The 22,221-nt window shown below is 39.7% G+C and carries 21 protein-coding genes; 15 read left to right on the forward strand and 6 right to left on the reverse strand.

Annotation, left to right across the window (positions count from 1 at the left end; translation table 11 throughout):
• Positions 1-11: 11 nt before the first annotated feature.
• Positions 12-197, forward strand: coding sequence for a hypothetical protein (locus K1X56_02230; protein ID MBX7093510.1), 186 nt, complete (start codon positions 12-14; stop codon positions 195-197).
• On the opposite strand, the gene queG is transcribed toward K1X56_02230, so the two are convergent.
• Together queG and ruvB are read right to left on the reverse strand one after the other, a co-directional pair.
• Positions 192-1,133: a tRNA epoxyqueuosine(34) reductase QueG gene (queG, locus tag K1X56_02235; GenBank protein MBX7093511.1), complete on the reverse strand. Its 942-nt coding sequence runs from the start codon at positions 1,131-1,133 to the stop codon at positions 192-194. The two genes, K1X56_02230 and queG, sit on opposite strands and share 6 nt — an antisense overlap.
• Positions 1,124-2,149 carry a Holliday junction branch migration DNA helicase RuvB gene (gene ruvB / locus K1X56_02240; GenBank protein MBX7093512.1) on the reverse strand — a complete coding sequence of 342 codons (1,026 nt, stop codon included), beginning with the start codon at positions 2,147-2,149 and terminating at the stop codon, positions 1,124-1,126. Before ruvB ends, queG begins: the two co-directional genes overlap by 10 nt.
• A gap of 136 nt (positions 2,150-2,285) precedes the next feature.
• Between ruvB and K1X56_02245 the strand changes: the two genes are divergently transcribed.
• Positions 2,286-3,779 carry a hypothetical protein gene (locus tag K1X56_02245; GenBank protein ID MBX7093513.1) on the forward strand — a complete coding sequence of 498 codons (1,494 nt, stop codon included), beginning with the start codon at positions 2,286-2,288 and terminating at the stop codon, positions 3,777-3,779.
• Here K1X56_02245 and K1X56_02250 read toward each other — a convergent pair.
• The 4 genes from K1X56_02250 to cysC are packed head-to-tail and all read right to left on the reverse strand — an operon-like array spanning position 3,776 to position 7,367.
• The gene (locus tag K1X56_02250) at positions 3,776-4,570 is read right to left on the reverse strand and encodes a hypothetical protein (GenBank protein MBX7093514.1); all 795 of its coding nucleotides are present in this window, start codon (positions 4,568-4,570) and stop codon (positions 3,776-3,778) included. The two genes, K1X56_02245 and K1X56_02250, sit on opposite strands and share 4 nt — an antisense overlap.
• 13 nt (positions 4,571-4,583) lie before the next feature.
• Complete coding sequence (gene cysN, locus K1X56_02255; protein ID MBX7093515.1) at positions 4,584-5,843, reverse strand: sulfate adenylyltransferase subunit CysN; 1,260 nt, start codon at positions 5,841-5,843, stop codon at positions 4,584-4,586.
• Between the two features lie 17 nt (positions 5,844-5,860).
• Complete coding sequence (gene cysD / locus K1X56_02260; protein MBX7093516.1) at positions 5,861-6,766, reverse strand: sulfate adenylyltransferase subunit CysD; 906 nt, start codon at positions 6,764-6,766, stop codon at positions 5,861-5,863.
• Between the two features lie 7 nt (positions 6,767-6,773).
• Positions 6,774-7,367: an adenylyl-sulfate kinase gene (gene cysC / locus K1X56_02265; GenBank protein ID MBX7093517.1), complete on the reverse strand. Its 594-nt coding sequence runs from the start codon at positions 7,365-7,367 to the stop codon at positions 6,774-6,776.
• Positions 7,368-7,503: 136 nt separating this feature from the next.
• Between cysC and deoC the strand changes: the two genes are divergently transcribed.
• From deoC to K1X56_02330, 13 genes are all read left to right on the forward strand, one after another.
• The gene (gene deoC / locus K1X56_02270; protein ID MBX7093518.1) at positions 7,504-8,418 is read left to right on the forward strand and encodes a deoxyribose-phosphate aldolase; all 915 of its coding nucleotides are present in this window, start codon (positions 7,504-7,506) and stop codon (positions 8,416-8,418) included.
• Positions 8,419-8,422: 4 nt separating this feature from the next.
• Positions 8,423-9,877: an aldehyde dehydrogenase family protein gene (locus K1X56_02275; GenBank protein ID MBX7093519.1), complete on the forward strand. Its 1,455-nt coding sequence runs from the start codon at positions 8,423-8,425 to the stop codon at positions 9,875-9,877.
• 12 nt (positions 9,878-9,889) lie between these two features.
• Positions 9,890-10,771 (forward strand): aldehyde dehydrogenase family protein, encoded by an 882-nt coding sequence (locus K1X56_02280; protein MBX7093520.1) that lies wholly within the window; start codon positions 9,890-9,892, stop codon positions 10,769-10,771.
• 3 nt (positions 10,772-10,774) lie between these two features.
• Entirely contained in the window at positions 10,775-12,550 is a 1,776-nt protein-coding gene (locus K1X56_02285; protein MBX7093521.1) for an SLC13 family permease, read from the forward strand.
• On the forward strand, positions 12,547-13,344 hold the full coding sequence (cysQ, locus tag K1X56_02290) for a 3'(2'),5'-bisphosphate nucleotidase CysQ (protein ID MBX7093522.1): 798 nt from the start codon (positions 12,547-12,549) through the stop codon (positions 13,342-13,344). The genes K1X56_02285 and cysQ overlap by 4 nt, the downstream gene beginning before the upstream one ends.
• Positions 13,345-13,412: 68 nt before the next feature.
• Entirely contained in the window at positions 13,413-14,501 is a 1,089-nt protein-coding gene (gmd, locus tag K1X56_02295) for a GDP-mannose 4,6-dehydratase (protein ID MBX7093523.1), read from the forward strand.
• Entirely contained in the window at positions 14,494-15,429 is a 936-nt protein-coding gene (locus tag K1X56_02300) for a GDP-L-fucose synthase (protein MBX7093524.1), read from the forward strand. The genes gmd and K1X56_02300 overlap by 8 nt, the downstream gene beginning before the upstream one ends.
• Complete coding sequence (locus K1X56_02305) at positions 15,417-17,066, forward strand: hypothetical protein (GenBank protein MBX7093525.1); 1,650 nt, start codon at positions 15,417-15,419, stop codon at positions 17,064-17,066. The genes K1X56_02300 and K1X56_02305 overlap by 13 nt, the downstream gene beginning before the upstream one ends.
• A 3-nt stretch (positions 17,067-17,069) precedes the next feature.
• Complete coding sequence (locus K1X56_02310; GenBank protein ID MBX7093526.1) at positions 17,070-18,143, forward strand: undecaprenyl/decaprenyl-phosphate alpha-N-acetylglucosaminyl 1-phosphate transferase; 1,074 nt, start codon at positions 17,070-17,072, stop codon at positions 18,141-18,143.
• Positions 18,133-19,704, forward strand: a complete 1,572-nt coding sequence (locus K1X56_02315) for a hypothetical protein (protein MBX7093527.1) — start codon at positions 18,133-18,135, stop codon at positions 19,702-19,704. The genes K1X56_02310 and K1X56_02315 overlap by 11 nt, the downstream gene beginning before the upstream one ends.
• A gap of 109 nt (positions 19,705-19,813) precedes the next feature.
• Positions 19,814-20,668 carry a heme o synthase gene (gene cyoE / locus K1X56_02320; protein ID MBX7093528.1) on the forward strand — a complete coding sequence of 285 codons (855 nt, stop codon included), beginning with the start codon at positions 19,814-19,816 and terminating at the stop codon, positions 20,666-20,668.
• Positions 20,665-21,417, forward strand: a complete 753-nt coding sequence (locus tag K1X56_02325; protein ID MBX7093529.1) for a cytochrome c oxidase subunit 3 — start codon at positions 20,665-20,667, stop codon at positions 21,415-21,417. The genes cyoE and K1X56_02325 overlap by 4 nt, the downstream gene beginning before the upstream one ends.
• A gap of 24 nt (positions 21,418-21,441) precedes the next feature.
• On the forward strand, positions 21,442-22,209 hold the full coding sequence (locus tag K1X56_02330; protein MBX7093530.1) for a cytochrome c oxidase subunit 3: 768 nt from the start codon (positions 21,442-21,444) through the stop codon (positions 22,207-22,209).
• Positions 22,210-22,221 lie beyond the last annotated feature (12 nt).

Here is a 22,221-nt window from a genome sequence, read left to right on the forward strand (position 1 = left end):
ACCAGAATCTTATGTTGGAATTCAGCAAGAAAATTTTGCTTAAGGTAAGTTTTGACCGATTGTTGTTTGAAAAGGAACTTCGGAAATCCATCAAGTGGATCAGGAAGGAAGAAGTCCTGGTTTTAAAGGCCTGGTGTGTTGCCACATTCGGACAACAATATTATGACGTGATTGCCCGAACCTTTGAAAATTTATAAATCAAGAAATTCAATATTACGTTTCAGTCCTTCGAATTTAGTTCGTTTTACGGCAGAACGTTTAAATAATTCCTGATATACATCTTCAGTCAGATCTTTCCAGTCCGATTTCGATAAGGAAAGCAAATCGGGATGCGGGTTAAATTTATTTTCCCTGTGTGGTTTCGAAAAGCGATTCCAGGGACAAACATCCTGACAGATATCGCAACCGAACATCCAGTTTTCGAATTTGCCTTTGTAATCCTGAGGTAAAACGGCGTCCTTTAATTCAATCGTGAAATAGGAAATACATTTTGATCCATCCACTTCATAGGGGGCAGATATGGCATCGGTAGGACAAGCATCAATGCAAGCTGTGCATGTTCCGCAATAATCTTTAATCGGACCATCAGGAAGTATCATTAAATCGGATATGATTTCGGCAATAAAGAAAAAACTACCCTGATTTTTTGTAATCAGATTTGTGTTTTTGCCCATCCATCCTAAACCTGATTTTACTGCCCAGGCTTTATCCATTACCGGTGCGGAGTCAACAAAAATCCGATAATTAAAATTTCCAATTTTTTCCTGTGCTCTTTCTACGAGTACTGCAAGTTTTTCTTTTATCACCAGGTGATAATCTTCTCCATAAGCGTACTGTGAAATTTTTGGAGCATCATCATTTTTATTTTTTTCAGGATTATAGTAATTGAACAATAAAGAGATTACACTTTTACTTCCTTCTACTAATTTCCGGGGATCGATTCGTTTATCAAAATGGTTTTCCATGTACGACATCTTGCCATGGAAATCTTTGTTTAACCATTTTTCCAGTCGGTGTGCTTCTGTTGTTAACTCTTCTGCAATAGAGAATCCCACATAGGAAAATCCTTCGGCTAATGCCAACTGCTTTATAGTTGAAGTATTAAGTTCCGGATTTTGCAAGTTTAATCGAATAAACTACCTCTGTGGAATGGCACGGTTAAACCAAAATGTTTATACGCAAATTCTGTTGCTTTCCTTCCGCGTGGCGTACGAATTAAATAACCTTCCTGAATGAGATATGGTTCATACACTTCTTCAATGGTTCCGGCTTGTTCGCCAACAGCAGTAGCAATGGTTGTTAATCCAACCGGACCACCCTTGAATTTTTCAATGATGGCGCGGAGAATTTTATTATCCATTTCATCTAAGCCATGTTTGTCAACATTTAAAGCATCCAGCGCATGTTGCACAATGGGAAGATCAATATTTCCATCGCCTTTGATTTGTGCAAAGTCTCTTACCCTTCGTAAAAGTGCATTGGCAATACGTGGTGTGCCTCTGCTTCTGAAAGCAATTTCGTAGGCCGCTTTTTCATCAATAGGAATATTGAGGATACTCGAAGATCGCTCAACGATGAGGGTTAGCGTTTTTGAATCATAATATTCAAGTCGCGAATTAATTCCAAATCGTGCACGTAATGGTGCAGTTAATAATCCGGAACGTGTAGTTGCTCCAATTAACGTAAATGGATTAAGTGATATTTGAACCGTGCGTGCGTTGGGACCGGTATCAATCATGATATCGATGGTGTAATCTTCCATAGCGGAGTAGAGATACTCTTCTACCACCGGACTTAAACGATGTATTTCATCAATGAATAATACATCTCCTTTTTCAAGATTGGTAAGTAAACCTGCCAGATCACCCGGTTTATCTAATACGGGTCCGGAAGTGATTTTAATATTTACTCCCAGTTCATTGGCAATGATGTTGGCTAGAGTAGTTTTACCCAATCCCGGAGGTCCGTGCAACAATACATGGTCTAATGCTTCATCACGTTGTTTGGCAGCTTGCACAAATACGCTGAGGTTTTCAATTACTTTTTGCTGACCCGTAAAATCATCAAACATCTTGGGCCGGAGCACCCGGTCAAGATCCTTGTCTGAAGATTCAGCATCTTCTGCCCGCAAATCAAAATTTTCTTCCATTCTGGTGTAAAGATAATGCAGTATTTGTTCAAAGAATACCTGAATCTTTTATGTAGCTAGTATAACAAAATTTTCGAGATAATTATTAACCTGGGTTAATAAATTTCAGGATCATCTCAGCTATTTTTGGTCAAGTATGGCGGTACAATCAGCTTCAGATATTTTTTGCCTGGTCAAGTCCTTAAGCGTAGCAGAGAAGCGTCACTTTGTGATATATGCAGGACTTTACGAAAGGGAGTCAACTAAAAGCTATTTGCGTTTGTTCGAAATGATTGAGGGCATGAGTGAGTACGATGAGGACTATCTCAAGGCCAGACTTTCTGTATCGCAATTTTCTGTTTTAAAAAGCAGATTGTATCATTTGATTTTAAAAGTACTCTCTACCATTGGCACCGAAAAAAGCTCAGATGTCGAACTCAGGTCGCAATTAGGTCAGGCAACGTTTTTGTCGGATCGCGGTATGGTGGATCAGGCATTACGGCTTCTCGATAGGGTTCGCATTAAAGCCATCGAGTCGGGCAGGTACGAAATGGCTTTGCAATCGGTTCGAATGGCCATTCCATTAGTGTTTTCTTCTGAACAACTCCATGAATTGCATACCAGAGAAAATGCCTTGATTGAACTGACGAACAATTTATCCGTGTTTAAATCGCTTTATCATCAAATTGAAGCGGTATTCCGGTCCAGAGGAACAATCCGGTCGATGGATGAATTGGAGGATTTAGAAAAAATCATCAGAAATCCTGCATTACTCAACTATGTTGAAGATGCTTCTATTGAAAATGTGTATTGGTACCACCTCATTCATATCAGGTATTATCAATTGGTTTCAAAATTGGATTTTGCATATGATCATTTAACCAGATTGCTTTTGCGCATGCAATTGAATCTTGATTTGGTTAATGGAGATAAAGTTTGGATTAACCGGATGTCGAGCATAAAATTAATCTACCTTAAAATCTGTGTTCAGCTCGATCGGGTAGTGGAGTGTCGCTTTATTATTGACGAATTGGAAGAAGCTGAATTACCTTATTTGGATAAGGTGGAATATTATGCACATCTACTTAATTATTATTCCCGCTGTTCTAATTTTTCGGAAGCAGAATATGCATTTGGGCAAGCTCAAAAGATAATTCGCAGATTGGATAAAGGAGATTTATCACCTTGCTTTTTCCCGCTGGTATATCAAATGGCAAGATTTCTATTTATAAAAGGAGAATATAAAAAATCAGCAAAATATTGCGAATTGATTTTGCGTGAGCGTGAAGCTTGTTCAACACCTTCTTATTTCCCTGCTTTTCAATTGCAAATTTTGAGTTATTTCGAATTGGGCAACAATAACCTCATCATTGTTCAATGTAAAGCCTACGGAAGAAAATTATCGACATGTGCTTATTCGCATAAGGCAGATTCTCTTTTCCTATCTATGATTAAAAAGCTGGTTTCTCCAACCAGAAGGTTTAAGGAAAAAGTTGAATCGCAAGCCTTAAATGAGTTCACTAAAATGCTTAACGATCCGTTCGAGGTGCAATCGATAATGGATTCCGAAATCATTAATTGGTTATTGGCGCGTATTTCAGGTCAATCTGTATCTGAAATCATCAAGGAAAAGGCGCTTGATGCAGCCTAATAGGTGGTCAACTCCTCTTCGTTTCCATTAAAACTTAAAGTGGCAATTTGATCACAATTTCCGCTACCGAAATCAAGAATCCGATCAGATAAATTACCTACTTGTATTTTAAGGATTCCTGATGTAAACGTAGAACAACTAAAGTTATAGTTTAAGCTTGCGGTTATGCTGTTGGTGTATGAAGCTCCTTTTCGATCTAAGCCGGATGCTGTTCCGCTGATGGTATAGATGTCGTCTGAAATTTGACTCGTTCCAATTCCTGCCAGCCATTTAAAATTTCGCGTACAGTTATATTGAATTACTGATCCGTCGGTATCTGTAATTTTTCCATTGGAAACGGTCCAGCTAAATGTATAATAACCGCCACTTATGCGTCCATTGTTGGTCATTGAAACCGCTCCTTCTATTTTGCGGTCCTGCACATAATAGTTTTGTGGGGTAATTTGTATTTGACAAAGTGAGTCGGAGTAGTGACCGCTTAGACTGGCATAAATGATTCCTCTCCTGTTTCTTCCATCCGCACAAAGTGAATTGTTGTTTCCAAAATCAATCATTACAATTTTTGGATTGGATAAAGTGTCCGAATAAATAGTTGCGTTGGGAAAAAGGTTAGAAACAGATCGCAGTCCGGATTCCACTTCCGTTGCCTCTTTAATCATGGTATGAATATCAATAAATGCAAATTCTGCCAATAGATTGTCTGTCGCCTGCACGGTGCCAGTGTCATTATCGCGATCTGCTTTGGAACAGGCCAGGATTAGGATTGCGAATACTAAGGGCAAATATCTCATGGGTGGATATTATTTAAATAATCATTCCCGCGCCAACAGTTTCATTGGTGCCTTCGTCGATCAGAATAAAACTACCCGTTGAGCGGTTGCGATGGTATTTATCAATAAACAAGGGAGATGTTGTTCTTAATACTACACGTGCAATATCGTTCATCCGAATGGTTTTATCTTCCTCATTTCGGTGTAGCGTGTTGATGTCCATTTTATACCGGATATCTTTCACTACCGAACGTACATCTTTCGATGTATGTCTTAAAGCATATTTTCCATTGCTTTGCATGGGTTTGTCGTTTAACCAACATACCATCGCCTCCACATCCTGTGTTTGTTCAGGCACATTATTTTTACGCACTATCATATCACCACGTGAAATGTCAATTTCATCTTCGAGTGTGAGCGTAACCGACATAGGTGCAAATGCCTCTTCAATTTCTTTTTCCATGGTAACGATGGATTTGATTTTAGAGGTAAATCCGGATGGCAATACCATGATTTCGTCTCCCTTGCGGATTACGCCGCTGGAAACACGACCTGCGTAGCCTCTGAAATCGTGAAATTCGTTTGACATCGGACGCACAACATACTGCACCGGAAAACGTGCATCAATATGGTTATGGTCGCCCGAGATGTGAACATTTTCGAGGAGGTACATCAGTGTGGGACCGTCATACCATTTCATTTTTTCTGAACGGTCTACAACATTATCGCCGTTTAATGCAGAAATGGGAATGAAATTAATGTCTTTCACTTCTAATTTTGCACTGAAATCTTCCAGATCTTTTTTGATTTTGTAGAATGTTTCCTCATTATAGTCCACCAGATCCATTTTATTGATACAGTAAACAACATGTGGAATTTGCAAAAGTGAAGCAATAAACGAATGACGGGCGGTTTGCTCAATCAATCCTTTTCTTGCGTCTACAAGTATGATTGCAAGATTTGCAGTTGAAGCGCCGGTAACCATATTTCTGGTGTATTGAATATGACCCGGAGTGTCGGCAACAATGAATTTACGCTTGGGCGTTGCAAAATATCTATAAGCAACATCAATCGTAATTCCTTGTTCTCTTTCCGCTCTTAAACCATCTGTAAGCAATGCTAAATTAACATGCTCTTCACCTTTTTTCTGACTCGCCTTTTCGATGGCCTCCATTTGATCTTCGAAAATTGATTTCGAATCGTACAGCAAGCGACCTATTAACGTACTTTTTCCATCGTCAACACTACCTGCCGTAGTGAAGCGTAATAAATCCATATCTAAATATCCACTCATAATCTTCAGTAAAAAAATTAAAAATACCCTGCTTTTTTGCGGTCTTCCATTGCGGCTTCCGATCGTTTATCATCAATACGGGATCCACGTTCAGTTACTCGTGTTGATGCAACTTCTTCAATGATTTCATCGAGACTTGAAGCCTGAGAAACGACAGCACCGGTACAGGTCATGTCGCCAATCGTTCTGAACCGGATTTTTCTTTTTTCTAGTTTTTCGGTGGGCTTTAATTGCATGAAATCGGAGTATGCATAAATGACTCCGTCGCGCTCAAAGCATTCTCGTTCGTGAGTAAAATAAATGGAAGGGATATCGATGTTTTCCTGCAGGATATATTGCCATACATCCATTTCTGTCCAGTTGGAAATCGGAAATACTCTGAAATGTTCTCCTATATTTTTTTTCCCGTTGAAGAGATTCCATAATTCGGGACGCTGGTTTTTTGGATCCCATTGTCCGAATTCATCACGATGTGAAAAGAAGCGTTCTTTTGCTCTTGCTTTTTCTTCATCACGACGTGCACCTCCGATTGCTGCATCGAATTTGTATTTTTCAATGGTGTCGAGAAGCGTTACAGTTTGAAGCGCATTTCGACTCGCGTTGTATCCTTTTTCTTCGGTAACGCGTCCGCTGTCGATGGAATCCTGCACTAATCCGATGACCATATTCACCCCGTTTTTGGCAACGAGTTCATCACGAAAGGTGATGGTTTCCTGAAAATTATGACCTGTATCAATATGAACAAGCGTAAACGGAACTTTTGCAGGCCAGAATGCTTTTTTCGCTAAGTGAAAACAGACAATACTATCTTTTCCACCCGAAAACAATAGAGCTGGGTTTTCAAACTGAGCAGCTACTTCACGAAGAACGTATATGCTTTCTGCTTCTAGTTCCTTTAAATGGGTTAAGTGATATCCCGACATGGATCTTTTATTTTATTTTTCCAATTATTTTATTGTACAATTCATCCACTGATTCCTCAATAGATTTTTGTTCAGTTTTAATTTCTACATCCGCAGAATCCGGTGCTTCAAAGGGAGCATTAATACCGGTAAAATCTTTAATTTCTCCTGCCCTTGCTTTTTTGTATAAACCTTTCACATCCCTCGATTCGCACACTTCTAAAGGTGTATTGATAAATACTTCAGTGAAGTTTGGTTCACCAATAATTTTTTTTGCCTGGTTGCGAATGGCCTTTGTAGGCGACACAAAACAATTGATGCATACAATTCCGCAATTCACAAACAATTTAGAAACCTCTGCAATCCGGCGAATATTCTCTGTTCTGTCCTCATCGGAAAAGCCCAGATTGTTATTGATTCCGGCACGAATATTATCACCATCCAGTACCTGCGTTAATATTCCTTCAGCGTGAAGTTTTTTTTCCAGCCCGATTGCAATCGTCGATTTTCCCGATCCGGATAAGCCCGTCATCCAAATAACGAGACCTCTTTGATGTAAAAGCGCCTCCTTATCCTCTTTCTGAAGAATCCGGTCGAATATGGGATGGATGTTTGAACTCATTGCCGAGTACTTTTAACAAATTTAGGAATTTGAAGCATAGGAAAAACACGAAATTATTTAATTTGTCCTATCGAATTAGTAGAATTTTGATTTTTACAGTTATTTATTCTCTATATTTGGTTACATTTTGATTTTCATGGCACAAAAGAATTTATTCCGATTTCCTCCGGTGTCCCCTCCGGTAGATTTGGTGGGTGTGGAGGAACGTTGCGCGAAATTTACTTCCAGAAGCATTAAATCATCCAGTAAACTTCAGGGATTAAAAATGGTGTTGAACATGATTGATCTCACCACTTTAGAAGGGACGGATACGCCTCAAAAAGTGCGTCAATTATGTTATAAAGCAGCACATTTACATGAGGCGATTCCCGGTTTACCAACGGTTGCGGCTGTTTGTGTTTATCCAACCATGGTTGCCACGGCAAAGAAAGCACTCGCAGGCACCGGTGTGAAGGTGGCTTCTGTATCTACTGCTTTTCCCTCAGGCCAGGGTCCGCAGGATGTAAAAATTTCCGATACCAAAATGGCTCTTGATAATGGGGCAGATGAAATTGACATGGTTATTTCGAGAGGGAAATTTTTATCGGGCGATTATGATTTTGTGTTTGATGAAATTGCCATGATTAAAGAATTGTGCGGAAAAAAAGCGCGTTTGAAGGTTATTTTTGAAACCGGTGAATTAGGAAATCTGGACAGGGTTCGTCGCGCCAGTGATATCGCTATATATGCAGGTGCTGATTTTATAAAAACATCAACCGGAAAAATTTCGCCGGCTGCAACGATGCCGGTCACACTGGTAATGCTTGAGGCAATTCGCGATTATTATTTTAAAACGGGAACCATGGTGGGAATGAAACCTGCGGGTGGAATTTCAACTGCCAAATCGGCCCTCCATTATTTAGTAATGGTGAAGGAAACGCTGGGCGATGAATGGTTAAGTAATGAGTGGTTTCGTTTTGGTGCATCTCGTCTTGCAAACGATGTATTGATGCAGATTGCCAAACAAAGCACAGGAAATTATCAATCGGGAGATTACTTCTCAAAAGATTAACATTATGGCAGAAAAGAAAAAAGAGAATTTGAATTGGGAGTATTCACCTGCTCCTGAAAGTGCTTCGATAGGTAAAATTTCAAAGTCGTACGATTTATTTATCGACGGAAAATTTGTTCGTCCCGCCAAGGGAAAATATTTCCCAACCATTAATCCGGCCACCGAACAAAAGCTTGCTGATATTGCTGAAGCAGATGCTTCGGATGTAGACAAAGCGGTAAAAGCCGCACGAAAAGCCTCTGCTTCCTGGTCGCGACTACCCGCCAAAGAACGAGCGAAATACATATACCGCATTGCACGAATGATTCAGGAGCGTGCCCGCGAATTTGCGGTTATAGAAACACTGGATGGAGGTAAGCCGATTAAGGAAAGCAGAGATGTAGATATTCCGCTTGCTGCAAATCACTTTTTCTATTATGCGGGTTGGGCCGATAAGCTTGATTATGCATTTCCGAATCGCAAGGTATCACCGGTAGGTGTAGCGGGACAAATCATTCCCTGGAATTTCCCCTTGCTAATGGCCGCCTGGAAAATTGCACCAGCACTTGCCACCGGGAATACAGTTGTTTTAAAACCCGCAGAAACTACATCGTTAACCGCACTTAAATTAGCCGAACTTTTTGCTGATGCTGATTTGCCTGCAGGAGTCGTTAATATCATCACTGGTGCAGGTAGTACCGGTGCAGCATTGGTAAATCACAAAGGCGTTGATAAGATTGCATTCACCGGATCTACGGATGTGGGTAAAATCATTCAGCGTGCAATTGCCGGTACTCCTAAAAAAGCCACATTGGAATTAGGAGGTAAAGCAGCGAATATCATTTTTGAGGATGCCACCATCGATCAGGCAGTGGAAGGAATTATTAATGGAATTTATTTTAATCAGGGACATGTGTGTTGCGCCGGATCCAGATTGTTTGTTCAGGAATCGGTATATGATGAAGTTGTTCGGAAATTAAAACACCGTTTAAAATCACTTCGTGTAGGCGATCCTATGGATAAGAACACGGATGTAGGAGCTATCAATTCAAAATCGCAATTAAGCACGATTCGCAAATACATTGATTTAGGTAAAAAAGAAGGTGCAGAAATGTTTCAGCCACAGTGTGATTTGCCTAGCAAAGGATTTTGGTGTGCACCAACTTTATTTACCAACGTTTCTCAATCGCATACCATAGCGAATGAGGAAATTTTCGGACCCGTTTTAGCTATCCAAACATTTCGTACCGAGGCTGAGGTGATTGAAAAGGCGAATAATACGCCTTATGGATTATCAGCCGGAGTGTGGACCGACAAGGGCTCTAAAATATTTAATCTCACTTCTAAATTAAGAGCCGGTGTGGTTTGGGCAAATACATACAATAAATTCGATCCTGTTTCTCCATTTGGTGGTTATAAAGAAAGTGGTTTTGGACGAGAAGGTGGTGTACACGGATTAAATCCTTATGTTAATTTTTGAAATTAAAATGGTATGAGTCGTTTGGAAGTTTTAAAAACATATAAGCTGTTCGTGGGAGGAAAATTTCCTCGAACAGAAAGTGGTCGTTATTATTCTCCCCGTGATAAAAAAGGAAAATTGCTGGCTAATGTTTCTTTGTCGTCGCGCAAAGATTTTCGTGAAGCAGTAGTTGCAGCGCGGGGCGCTTTTGCTTCGTGGTCGGGAAGAGCGGCGTTTAATCGTGGACAATTACTTTATCGTATTGCCGAAATTTTAGAAGGAAGAAAATCACAATTCATCAGTGAATTGGTCCTTATGGGTTCTAGTCCCAAAGCAGCAGAAACAGAAGTCAATCTTTGTATCGACCGTTTGGTTTATTATTCCGGTTGGTGCGATAAATACCAACAATTATTTAGTTCTGTAAATCCTGTTGCAAGCTCACATTTTAATTTTTCTGTTCCTGAACCAATGGGAGTGGTTGCTGCATTTGCAGATGAAAATTCCGGTTTAATCGGATTGGTTTCCCTTGTCGCTTCTGTAATTGCCGGAGGGAATACCATTGTGGTATTGGCCAGCGAATCGAAACCCTTAACGGCCATAACTTTTGGTGAAGTATTAAATACTTCTGATGTGCCTGGTGGGGTGGTAAATATTCTTACCGGTAACAAGACTGAATTAGGAGAACATTTTGCCAGCCATATGGATGTAAATGCACTTGTAATTCAAGGCGAGGATTATAAATCAATTTATGCGCTTAAAGAGATTGCAGCAGTAAATGTAAAGCGTGTGTTTTCTTATGCTAAAAACTGGATGGATGAAAAGGAAGAATCGCCTTATTACATTATGGATTTGCAAGAAATAAAAACCACATGGCACCCTATTGAAAATATCGGCGGTTCAGGAGGGTCATATTAAACTATGCTTACAGGGGGAGGTATATTAGTGATTTTGGTGATCTTATTTTTGGTCGTCAGTTTGTACTTTGACCTGATTCGTCCTGTCCTTGTATTTTTCCTTGCATCCCTTGTTTTTCTGGTTTCTGGAGTAATCGATTCCAAAGATTTTATGGCCGGATTTGCCAATGAGCAAATTGTGGTTGTTATTCTTTTATTGGTGCTGAGTGATATCGTTAAGAAAACAGGGATTCTGGATGTGTTATTGGTTAACATCTTTAACCCGGAAATCGGATATCGCCGTTTTTTGGCGAAGATGTCGGCCTCGGTTGCCTCTATTTCCGGCTTTGTAAACAATACTCCACTGGTGGCAATCATGATGCCTTATGTGTATGACTGGGCCAGAAAGAAAAACATTTCTCCGAGTAAAGTACTCATCCCTTTAAGTTATGCTACCATATTTGGAGGAACTATTACTTTAGTTGGTACATCAACTAATTTAGTAGTTAATGGATTTGCTACGGATGCGGGACTTCCTTCGTTGGGCATGTTTGATTTTACCATCGTTGGTGTTCCGCTGGCGTTTTTTGGTGTTTTATACCTCACCTTTGTTGCTTCCCGCTTATTACCCGATCGCAAAGATGCATTGAGTGATTTTAAGGAAAAGTCGAGGGAGTATATCGTAGAAACTAAAATTGCAAAAGGTTCTCATTTGATCGGCAAAACGGTTGAAGCAGCCGGTTTAAGAAAATTACAGGGATTATTTCTTGTAGAAATTGTTCGTGATGAGGAGCGCATTGCTCCGGTGAGTCCAAAACAATCACTGGAAGAAGGAGACGTATTACTTTTTGCAGGAGCTACCAATACAATTATAGATTTACTGCAGGCGAATAACGGATTATCCTTACCGAAATATTCCGCTATTCCCGATCAGGAGCAAATGCAAATTATCGAAGTGGTTATTTCTGCACAGTCCGACTTAATCGGTCGCATTGTAAAGGAAACCAATTTCAGGGGTAAATATGATTCTGCCATTGTTGCCATTAACCGAAATGGAGAGCGTATAAACGGAAAGCTGGGAGAAGTTGAGCTGCAGTCGGGCGATTTATTGCTCCTCGTTGCCGGTAGCGATTTTGAAAGCAGGGCAAATGATGAGCAAGATTTTTATCTCATCAGCAGAGTGCGGGAAATTCATAATATCAATAGGTTTAAATCATTCTCTTTATTAGCAGGAACCGTTGCAGCGTTTGTATGTGCTGCTATGGGAGTCCTTTCTCTCTTTGAAAGTTTATTGCTTTTGTTTTGTGGGATTGCTGCAATGCGGTTGGTGAAATTTTCAGATTTGAAAAAATCGTTTGATGCGGATTTATATCTCATTTTAGTGTTGTCGCTTTCATTTGGTAAAGCCATTTCAAAAAGTGGTTTAGATCAGATGATCGCCGAAAAAATTATTAATGGCGTTGCTCCTCTGGGAAGTTCGATTGCGATTCTTGCAGTAATATATATTATCACCAATGTGCTGGCGATGTTAATTACCAATAAAGCAGCTGTTGCGATTATGTTCCCGATTACACTGGCCACGGTTAAAGCATCTGGATTGGATCCCACACCTTTTATTTTGGCGATTGCATTTGCTGGCTCGGCGGAATTTATGACACCATACGGTTATCAAACGAACCTCATGGTGTATGGTCCCGGGGGATATAAGTTTAAGGACTACATCAAAGTGGGTTGGGGATTATCTCTGATTTATATGATTGTTGCCGTTACCATACTTTCTTATTACTACGAATTGAAATGAAGAATTTTTTACAAACAGCCATTATTGCCGCTATAAAAGCAGGAAATGAAATTCTTGAAGTTTACAACACTGAATTTGCAGTTGAAACAAAAGAGGATGATTCGCCATTGACCCTTGCAGATAAAAAATCTAATGATGTAATTGTGCATCATCTCGCAAATACTTGTATACCGATTTTAAGTGAGGAGGGCATTGAAATTCCATTTTCAGAACGGAAAAACTGGAATCAATTATGGATTGTTGATCCGCTGGATGGGACCAAAGAATTTATTAAACGTAATGGTGAATTTACCGTCAACATTGCTTTGGTGCGCAATCATTTTCCTGTGCTTGGCGTTATTTATGTTCCTGTAAGCAAACAACTTTATTTTGCTTCCACTGAATACGGCGCTTTTATGGCCACCTCAGATGATGTGATGGATTCTCCCAATTGGTTGGACGAATTAATTTCCAATTCCAAGAAACTCCCGCATCAACCTTCAGCGCCTAACGAAATTCGAATAGTTGCCAGCCGTTCTCATATGAGTCCGGAAACGGAACAATTTATTGCTGATCAGGAAAAGCAATTTGAAAAAGTAGAGCTGGTATCGATGGGTAGTTCTTTAAAAATTTGCCTTGTTGCAGAAGGGAAAGCGGATGTGTACCCTCGTTTTGCACCCACGATGGAATGGGATACAGCGGCCGGTCAAGCCATTGCAGAATGTGCGGGCAGGACCTTTATCGATTATAAATTGGGAGAACGTATGGCTTACAACCGTGAAAACCTCAGAAACAACTGGTTTCTTGTCAGCTAATTCCCTGTTTTCGTAAGCTTTTCCTCTTATAAGTCTGCTATTTTCTTAATTTTGGAAAAAATTAAAAGATGGCAAAAGTCGCATTGATTACAGGCGTAACCGGTCAGGATGGTGCTTATTTATCAGAACTCCTCCTTTCGAAGGGTTATATCGTTCATGGAATTAAACGAAGAAGTTCCTTGTTTAATACTGATCGGGTTGACCATCTTTATAAAGATCAGCATGAATCCAATGTGAATTTCATTCTTCACTATGGTGATCTTACCGATAGTACCAATCTGATTCGCATTATACAAGAGGTTCAACCGGATGAGATTTATAACCTGGGTGCGCAATCGCATGTACAGGTTTCATTTGAGACTCCGGAATATACCGCGAATTCAGATGCGATGGGAACACTGAGAATTCTTGAAGCAATTCGGATTCTTAAGCTGGAAAAGAAGACTAAATTTTATCAGGCTTCTACTTCTGAATTGTATGGAAAAGTGCAAGAAGTTCCACAAAAAGAAACGACTCCTTTTTACCCGCGTAGTCCCTATGCCGTAGCAAAATTATACGCGTTTTGGATCACCAAAAATTACCGCGAGGCTTATGGAATTTTTGCTTGTAACGGCATTTTGTTTAATCATGAAAGTCCTTTACGCGGCGAAACATTTGTTACCCGAAAAATCACCCGTGCCGTTGCTAAAATAAAATTGGGACTCCAAAAGAAATTATTTCTTGGAAATCTCGATGCACAGCGCGACTGGGGACATGCGAAAGATTATGTAGAAGGGATGTGGTTAATGTTGCAGCAAAAGGAAGCTGACGATTTTGTACTGGCTACCGGAAAAACGTATTCTGTTCGTCACTTCGTGAACCTGGCCTTTAAGGAAGTGGGTATTGAAGTGGAATGGAAAGGCGAAGGCGTTAACGAAAAAGGATATCGTGCAGGAACCAATGAAATTTTAGTTGAAGTAGATCCTAAGTATTTCCGTCCTACAGAAGTTGAATTGCTCATTGGTGATCCTACCAAAGCACAAAACATTCTGGGATGGAAACACAAATATGAGCTGGATGGATTAGTGCGTGAAATGGTAAAAGCGGATGTTGATCTTTTTACACGTGATAAATATTTGATGGAGGGTGGACATAAGGTGTTGAATTACCATGAATAAAGATTCAAAAATATTTATTGCCGGTCACAGAGGGATGGTAGGAAGTGCTATTCTTCGGAAATTACAATCGGAGGGATTCAATAATGTTATTGTCCGAACTTCTTCTGAATTAGATCTTACTTCACAAATAGCGGTGCAGGATTTTTTCATGACTGAAAAACCCGAATTTGTTTTTTTAGCTGCTGCCAAAGTGGGAGGGATTCACGCTAACAATGTTTATCGCGCCGAATTTCTTTACCAGAATCTGATGATTGAATCCAACGTGATTCATGCTGCTTATGAAAATAAAGTAAAAAAATTATTGTTCCTCGGTTCTTCCTGCATTTACCCAAAACTTGCTCCACAACCGCTTAAGGAAGAATCGTTGTTGACGGGTTTATTGGAGTCGACCAACGAACCTTATGCCATTGCTAAAATTGCCGGTATTAAACTTTGCGAAGCCTATCGCTCGCAATACGGATGTAATTTTATTTCAGCCATGCCAACTAATTTGTATGGTCCGAATGATAATTATGATTTAAATAACTCACATGTTCTTCCTGCGCTGATCCGTAAGTTTCACACTGCAAAAATGGAAAATAGTCCGCAAGTAGAAATTTGGGGAACAGGCTCGCCCAAACGCGAATTTTTGCATGTTGATGATCTTGCTGAGGCATGTTTGTTTTTAATGGAAAACTACAACGAAGCATTGTTTGTGAATGTGGGTACCGGAGTGGATTTAAGCATTCGTGAATTGGCCGAAATGGTGAAATCTATTGTTGAATACAAAGGTGAACTTGTTTTTAATACGGAAAAACCAGATGGTACACCTCGCAAATTAATGGATGTTTCACGCATTCATCAACTCGGTTGGAAACACCGCATTCAGCTGGCCGAAGGAATCCGGTCGGTTTACGATCAGGTAAAACAAATGGAATGGGCAATGTGATATTAAGGTTGGTGTTCATTGCATCCGGATTATTTTCCATCAGTATAATCCGCGCACAGCAATTAAATCTCCCTTTAAATCATGATATGAATATTGGTTATGAACGCATACTTCATCAGTCCGATTCATTGAATTATCACAGCAGCTTTAAACCTTTAATCGAAAACAATCAACTTTCTTACACCGCTTTTCAGCAGGCTAATAAAACCCAGGTTACAAAGCATTTTGCCTGGTTGTTTAAGGACAAAAACTGGATAAAGCGGAAAATGAAATGGGAAAACCTGTACGAGGCAAAAGGCAAGGATTTTTATTTTGATATTAATCCGCTTCTTTATCTTGAATATGGACGCGATCTTGCTAATGATAATTCTAAAAAATTTAATAAAAACGGCCGCGGTGTTTTGATTAATGGTCATCTGACTCCTAAGGTTTCCTTTTCAACTTCCTTTATGGAAAACCAGATGTATTTGCCAACCTATCTTCGCAATTACAGTGTTGACATTGGAACCAGTGCATGGAATGGACATTCATTTTCATTCGAGAATCCGGTAGTCCCCGGACAAGGCCGTGCAAAATTATTTAAAACGGCATCCTACGATTTTGCCTATGCCCAGGGATATGTTTCCTATTCTCCCGTTAAGAATATCAACCTTCAATTTGGAAACGGAAAGTTGTTTGTTGGAGATGGTTACCGATCAATCTTTTTATCGGATAATGCCTGCAATTACCCTTATTTTAGATTTACGGGAGATTTTCTAAAAGGGAAATTGAGGTATACTGCAGTATGGGCTTCTCTTACCAATGCCATTCGTTTAAAATATTATAATACCATTGAGCCTTTGTATGAAAAGAAGGCAGCAAGTTTTTTCCATGTTTCATATCAACTAAGCAAAAAGTGGAATGTGGGTTTGTTTGAAGGAAATGTGTTTCGCAGAACAAATAATGATCAAACGAGTGCAGATTTTGATCCCTTGTTTTTTAATCCGGTCATCTTTGGAAATACGGTTAGGACCGGTTTTTCCAATTCGGACAGATATGTCCTGGTGGGGGCCAATTTTAAATTTCTGCCGAGAAAGAACATGTATTTCTATGGTCAACTGGCAACGGATGGTCCAACAGATTCCCGTTGGGCCTATCAATTAGGTGGAAAGTGGTTTGATGCCTTTAAAACGAAAAACCTGATGCTTCAGTTCGAAATGAATCATGCTTCGCGGCATTTTTATTCTACGGATGGAGGTCGAACGAATTATGGCCATTATAACCAACCACTGGGTTTAACAACCGGAGGCGGTACCTTTGAAAGCATACTACGAGGGTACTACCGAACAGATGATTATTTCTATGAAATAAAATTGTCGTACCAGACCTACCGAAATTACGATGATAAGGTGCAGTACGGCAAGGATATTTATCTTCCTTATGGAACGTATGTAGATCCGGCTGTTTCACCATCCTCCATGGCCCAGTTGTTTTATAAGGATATATCCTTTGGATACATTCTTAATCCCTTATATAACATGCATTTGGTCATCGGCTGGTTTCACCGTAATCTGAGTCATGTTAACTCCCCGTATAAGACCAGTTATCTGTATATCGGATTCAGGACATCATTGTCGAATTTTTATTATGATATTTGAGGAATGAGTATTTTATTAATATCTCTTGGCTTTTTTACGGCATTGGTGGTGGTGGTCATAGCTACTCCAACGCTGATTAAAGTTGCCAAGCTTAAACATTTGGTGGACGAACCCGGGGAGGAACGAAAGTTACATTCACGGAGTGTTCCTACTATTGGCGGCGTTATCATTTTCAGTTCTATTTTGTTTTCCTACTCCTTATGGTTTCCCGATACCGGAGATGATTTACATCGTTACATCAGAGAATATAAATACATCATTGCCTCCCTGGTTATTTTATTTTTCGTTGGGGTAAAGGATGATATTATCGGAACCGCACCCATAAAAAAATTATTGGCTCACATAGTCGTTGCCTTTATTTTGGTTATGATGGGAGAAACACAAATAAAAGGAATGCATGGCTTGTTTGGTATTTGGGATATCCCCGAATGGGCGAGGATTTTATTATCGGTATTTGTATACATTGTTATTGTAAATGCATTTAATCTTATCGACGGGGTTGACGGTTTAGCTTCAGGGATTGGTTTTATTACTTCTGTTTTTTTCGGAACATGGTTTGCTTTGGTGGGTAATTCCCCAATGGCTTTATTGTCCTTTATTCTTGCAGGATCGTTATTAGGATTTTTACTTTTTAATTTTTCACCGGCAAAAATTTTCATGGGCGATAGTGGTTCACTTACAATTGGATGCATCATTTCGGTGTTAGTAATACACATGATTGAAACACCGGCTTCAAAAATTCCGGATTTTCTGCTTTCTCATTCCGTACCCGTCTTGGCAATGTCTATTTTGGTTTATCCGCTGATTGACACATTGAGGGTTTTTATTGTTCGCGCTTTAAACGGACAATCGCCTTTTTCTGCCGACAAAAATCATTTGCATCATCGTTTAATTGCCAGTGGATTTTCTCATGCAAAAACGGTATTAATTCTCTATGCTTACAATATAGTTGTGGTTTTATCCGCATTTGCTTTTGGATTCCTGAACCACACACTGGCTTTCTTTTTGTCATTAGGCACAGCGGTATTATTGGCCTCCTTGTTTTTTGCAATTCCTTCCAAGAAAAATGAAATATAAACTGCTGTTTATTTTATTTTTTCTTGCTGAGATTTCACTTTTTGCTCAGGAAAATCTTCCTTTATCTCACACCTATAATGCTTATCGTGCAGAATACCTCGATCGGTTAAATGTAAATTTTCATTCCTCCGTTAAACCCTATTTGTCCTCCGAAATTAATGCGCTGAGGACCCGTTCAGTTTTTTCGGGCGACACCATCGATAATTGGAATTATCAATTCGCTGCTGAATTATTTCATAAGGATACTTCAATCAGTGATTGGTCATGGAATGTATCACCTGTTCTCCGCGGAATTTACAGTTTGGATGTTGTAAATGACACTTCATATTTTGGAAGGGGACTCGGTCTTAGTGCGAGTATTTCCTATCGTGAAAAATTATCTTTTCATGCCGAGGTTGTTACGGACAATTCTCCCTGGCCCACTTATGTTGATAGCATGATTCACCCCTATGGAATAATACCTGCATATGGAATAGCACATCCAACATCACAAGGATATTCATTTACAATGCCCGGTGGATATGTGTCATGGTCGCCACACACCATTTTTAATTTTCAGGCGGGTTACGGCAAACATTTTTGGGGCGATGGATATCGCTCATTATTGTTGTCGGACAACAGTTATAACTACCCCTATTTTAAAGCTACGGCAACTTTCTGGAGAGTGAAATATTCGGTGTTATACACGATGATGAAAGATATAACCGGTACAAATGGTGATCCTTCCTTGTTCAGGAATAAATATTCTACTTTGCATTATTTGGATTGGAACATTTCCAAACGCGTTTCATTAGGGATTTTTGAATCGGTGGTATGGAGGGCAAAAGACACCTTGTTGAACAGGGGATATGATGTAAATTATCTCAATCCATTTGTGTTTTTTCGTCCTGTAGAATACTCACAAGGTTCTTCTGATAATGTTTTAATTGGACTTAATCTTAAAGTCAACATTACCGATCATTATTTGATTTATGGTCAGATGATTCTGGATGAATTTTTACTCAAAGAAATAAAGGCGGATTCCGGTTGGTGGGCTAATAAATACGGATTTCAAATTGGTGCCAAAGCATTTTCTCCATTTGGAATTGAACATTTACAATTGCAGGCAGAGTACAATTTCGTTCGTCCGTTTACTTATTCTCATCGTTCATCGATTGAAAGTTATTCTCACTATGGTGCACCATTGGCTCATCCCTTGGGGGCTAATTTTAAAGAAGGCGTTTTTATAATCCGTTATTTCCTGAAGCGATTTTCGTTCGAGGAAAAGTGTGTTGTTGCCCATTACGGCACCGATCAGTTAGGTTTATCCTATGGAGGAGACCCATTGAAATCCTACAGCCTGCGTGTTGGCGACTACCATAACTTCATTGGTCAGGGATTGTCTAATGATTTGATTTATAATGAGCTGAAGGTTTCTTATGTGCTGGATCAAAAATCGGATCTTCGACTATTTACGGCCTACACCTTTCGTTCATTAAATCAGGGAAGCAATAAGGATCAGTTTTCCATGATAAGTTTCGGACTTAGTGCCTGGTTATTTAACCAGTATACAGATCGCTAAATAATACTTCTTCTAAATTGCATTATTTCGGCTTCACTTTTTCCATTTATGATACCTTTGTGCCGATTTCAGGCTTTTGATTGCTCAGGAAACATATAAATCAGAAAAGATAAGTATCGCTTTGCGTTTCAGAGAATATATCATATTAACCAAATTCCGGTTATCTTTTTTGGTTGTTATTTCTGCCATTACAGGTTACCTGATGGCCGATAAGTTTATTCTGAACGATTTTTTACTCATGATTGTGGGTGGCTTCATGGTAACGGGTTCTTCTAATGCTTTTAATCAGGTTTTAGAACGTGAGTTTGATAAACTAATGACAAGAACCCAAAATCGTCCGCTGGTAAAAGGCACCTTGTCGGTTACGGAAGCCATGATTGTTGCAATTCTATTGGGTGTAGTAGGTTTGTTTTGTCTTTATCAGATTAATCGCCTCTCAGTGATTCTCGGTTTTTTTGCACTATTCAGTTACGTTGCCATTTATACCCCAATGAAACGTGTTTCTCCATGGGCAGTTTTTGTTGGCGCATTTCCCGGTGCTATTCCCCCAATGTTAGGATATGTGGCAGCGGAAGGGAGTTTCGGGTTATTACCCGGATTATTATTTTTCGTGCAATTTATGTGGCAGTTTCCTCATTTCTGGGCTATCGCCTGGGTGTTGGATGATGATTATAAAAAAGCCGGTTATCATTTGCTTCCTTCCAGGTTTGGACGCAATCCTTTTTCTTCCTTACAAATCATCATTTTTACATTGGCAATGATCCTCGCCAGTGCATCACCATGGGTGATGAATTTAACCGGACATTGGGCACTTACTACCTGCATGATTTCCGGATTTATATTTTATCGCTTTGCTTTAAAATTACATCATACACAAGAAATAAGTGATGCGAGAAAATTAATGTTCGCTTCGTTTTTCTATTTGCCCATCATTCAATTCATTTACGTTTTCGATAAATTATGAGTTCAACAGAAAATTTAAGTCCGGAAACCGAGGCCCTCATTACAAAGGCTCGTGCATCCAAAGGCATGCTCTATGTGGCTATTGCCAGTATCGTGATGCTGTTTTCTGCTTTTTTAAGCGCATACATTGTATCCAAAGGCGGAATATTCTGGGTTAATATTTCACTGCCCTCTTCGTTTTGGATCTCGACCGCCCTGATTTTATTAAGTTCCGTTACCGTAAATATGGCACTGAGCGCGATTAAAAAGAATAATCAGAAAGCCAGCAATTATCTATTGTTAGTTACATTGTTGTTAGGAGTGTCTTTTGCTGTTTTTCAGTGGTTTGGATGGGGACAAATGATTAAGTCGGGGAACTACTTTGTCAGCAATATCATGGATCCGGAGAAGCCTGGATTTTTTGTTAAAGGCGAATACGGGAAGGATTTTACGTTGACATTTAAAGGTCAGGAATTGTCCTACAAAGAAGGCCGCTTGTTTTTTCCAGATGGAGAAGAATTAAATGCGGTTCAATACGATAATCTGAAACAACAACGCAATACGGCCAGCTCCTACATCTATGTCATTACTGCACTGCATATTTTGCATGTATTAGGTGGTTTATTTTATCTTATTTCGGTAGTCCTGGCTGCTTTTCGCATGCAATTTAGTTCCGACAATTATTTGAGAATAAGTCTCATTTCCATTTATTGGCATTTTTTAGATGCCCTATGGGTGATTTTGTTCTTGTTTTTTCAATTTATTCATTAAACTTGCAGCAAACTATTTCAATCTATGTCAGCACACGCTACACATCCCGTTGATGCAGCCACTCTTTGGGGCGGCAAGGGATCACCATTCACAGCCAGCTATGGTAAACTGATGATGTGGTTTTTCCTTGTGTCAGATGCTCTAACATTTGGCGGACTTCTAACAGCTTACGGCTTTGCACGTCATGCCTACACCGGCGAATGGCCATCTGCCGATCACGTGTTTACGCACTTACCGTTTACACATGTACATGCACCGCTAATTTATGTGGCGTTAATGACCTTTATCCTTATCGTTTCTTCTGTTACCATGGTACTTGCTGTAGAAGCGGGTCATCGTATGGATAAAAAAGGGGTAATGAAATGGATGGGATTAACTGTATTGGGTGGAGCTATCTTCCTTGGTTCACAAGCTTGGGAATGGTACACATTCATCGCGGGTCCCGATGGAAATTTCTGGAATTTTGGTCCAACCGGCGACAATGGTACGCTTTGGTATAATTCATTTGCCACCTTGCGTGATGCCAATGGTGCTGCAGTCATTGAGCATGGACATGAAATGATTGGTGCAGCTGGTCCGCAACAATATGCCATGTTCTTCTTTTTCATTACCGGATTCCACGGATTCCACGTATTCTCCGGTGTAATCATCAACTTAATTGTTTTTATCCAGGTTGTTCGCGGTACATATCACAAACGTGGCCATTATGAAATGGTAGAAAAAGCAGGTTTGTACTGGCACTTTGTGGACCTTGTTTGGGTATTCGTATTTACCTTCTTCTACTTATTGTAATTCATTGTTAAA

The sequence above is a fragment of the Flavobacteriales bacterium genome, assembly GCA_019694795.1.
Taxonomy (GTDB): domain Bacteria; phylum Bacteroidota; class Bacteroidia; order Flavobacteriales_D; family UBA2798; genus UBA2798.

Coding starts and splice junctions, on each gene's coding strand:
- K1X56_02230 (MBX7093510.1), top strand. CDS start 12: ATGTTGGAATTCAGCAAGAAAATTTTGCTTAAGGTAAGTTTTGACCGA.
- ruvB (MBX7093512.1), bottom strand. CDS start 2,149: ATGGAAGAAAATTTTGATTTGCGGGCAGAAGATGCTGAATCTTCAGAC.
- K1X56_02245 (MBX7093513.1), top strand. CDS start 2,286: ATGGCGGTACAATCAGCTTCAGATATTTTTTGCCTGGTCAAGTCCTTA.
- K1X56_02250 (MBX7093514.1), bottom strand. CDS start 4,570: ATGAGATATTTGCCCTTAGTATTCGCAATCCTAATCCTGGCCTGTTCC.
- cysN (MBX7093515.1), bottom strand. CDS start 5,843: ATGAGTGGATATTTAGATATGGATTTATTACGCTTCACTACGGCAGGT.
- cysD (MBX7093516.1), bottom strand. CDS start 6,766: ATGTCGGGATATCACTTAACCCATTTAAAGGAACTAGAAGCAGAAAGC.
- cysC (MBX7093517.1), bottom strand. CDS start 7,367: ATGAGTTCAAACATCCATCCCATATTCGACCGGATTCTTCAGAAAGAG.
- deoC (MBX7093518.1), top strand. CDS start 7,504: ATGGCACAAAAGAATTTATTCCGATTTCCTCCGGTGTCCCCTCCGGTA.
- K1X56_02275 (MBX7093519.1), top strand. CDS start 8,423: ATGGCAGAAAAGAAAAAAGAGAATTTGAATTGGGAGTATTCACCTGCT.
- K1X56_02280 (MBX7093520.1), top strand. CDS start 9,890: ATGAGTCGTTTGGAAGTTTTAAAAACATATAAGCTGTTCGTGGGAGGA.
- K1X56_02285 (MBX7093521.1), top strand. CDS start 10,775: ATGCTTACAGGGGGAGGTATATTAGTGATTTTGGTGATCTTATTTTTG.
- cysQ (MBX7093522.1), top strand. CDS start 12,547: ATGAAGAATTTTTTACAAACAGCCATTATTGCCGCTATAAAAGCAGGA.
- gmd (MBX7093523.1), top strand. CDS start 13,413: ATGGCAAAAGTCGCATTGATTACAGGCGTAACCGGTCAGGATGGTGCT.
- K1X56_02300 (MBX7093524.1), top strand. CDS start 14,494: ATGAATAAAGATTCAAAAATATTTATTGCCGGTCACAGAGGGATGGTA.
- K1X56_02305 (MBX7093525.1), top strand. CDS start 15,417: ATGGGCAATGTGATATTAAGGTTGGTGTTCATTGCATCCGGATTATTT.
- K1X56_02310 (MBX7093526.1), top strand. CDS start 17,070: ATGAGTATTTTATTAATATCTCTTGGCTTTTTTACGGCATTGGTGGTG.
- K1X56_02315 (MBX7093527.1), top strand. CDS start 18,133: ATGAAATATAAACTGCTGTTTATTTTATTTTTTCTTGCTGAGATTTCA.
- K1X56_02325 (MBX7093529.1), top strand. CDS start 20,665: ATGAGTTCAACAGAAAATTTAAGTCCGGAAACCGAGGCCCTCATTACA.
- K1X56_02330 (MBX7093530.1), top strand. CDS start 21,442: ATGTCAGCACACGCTACACATCCCGTTGATGCAGCCACTCTTTGGGGC.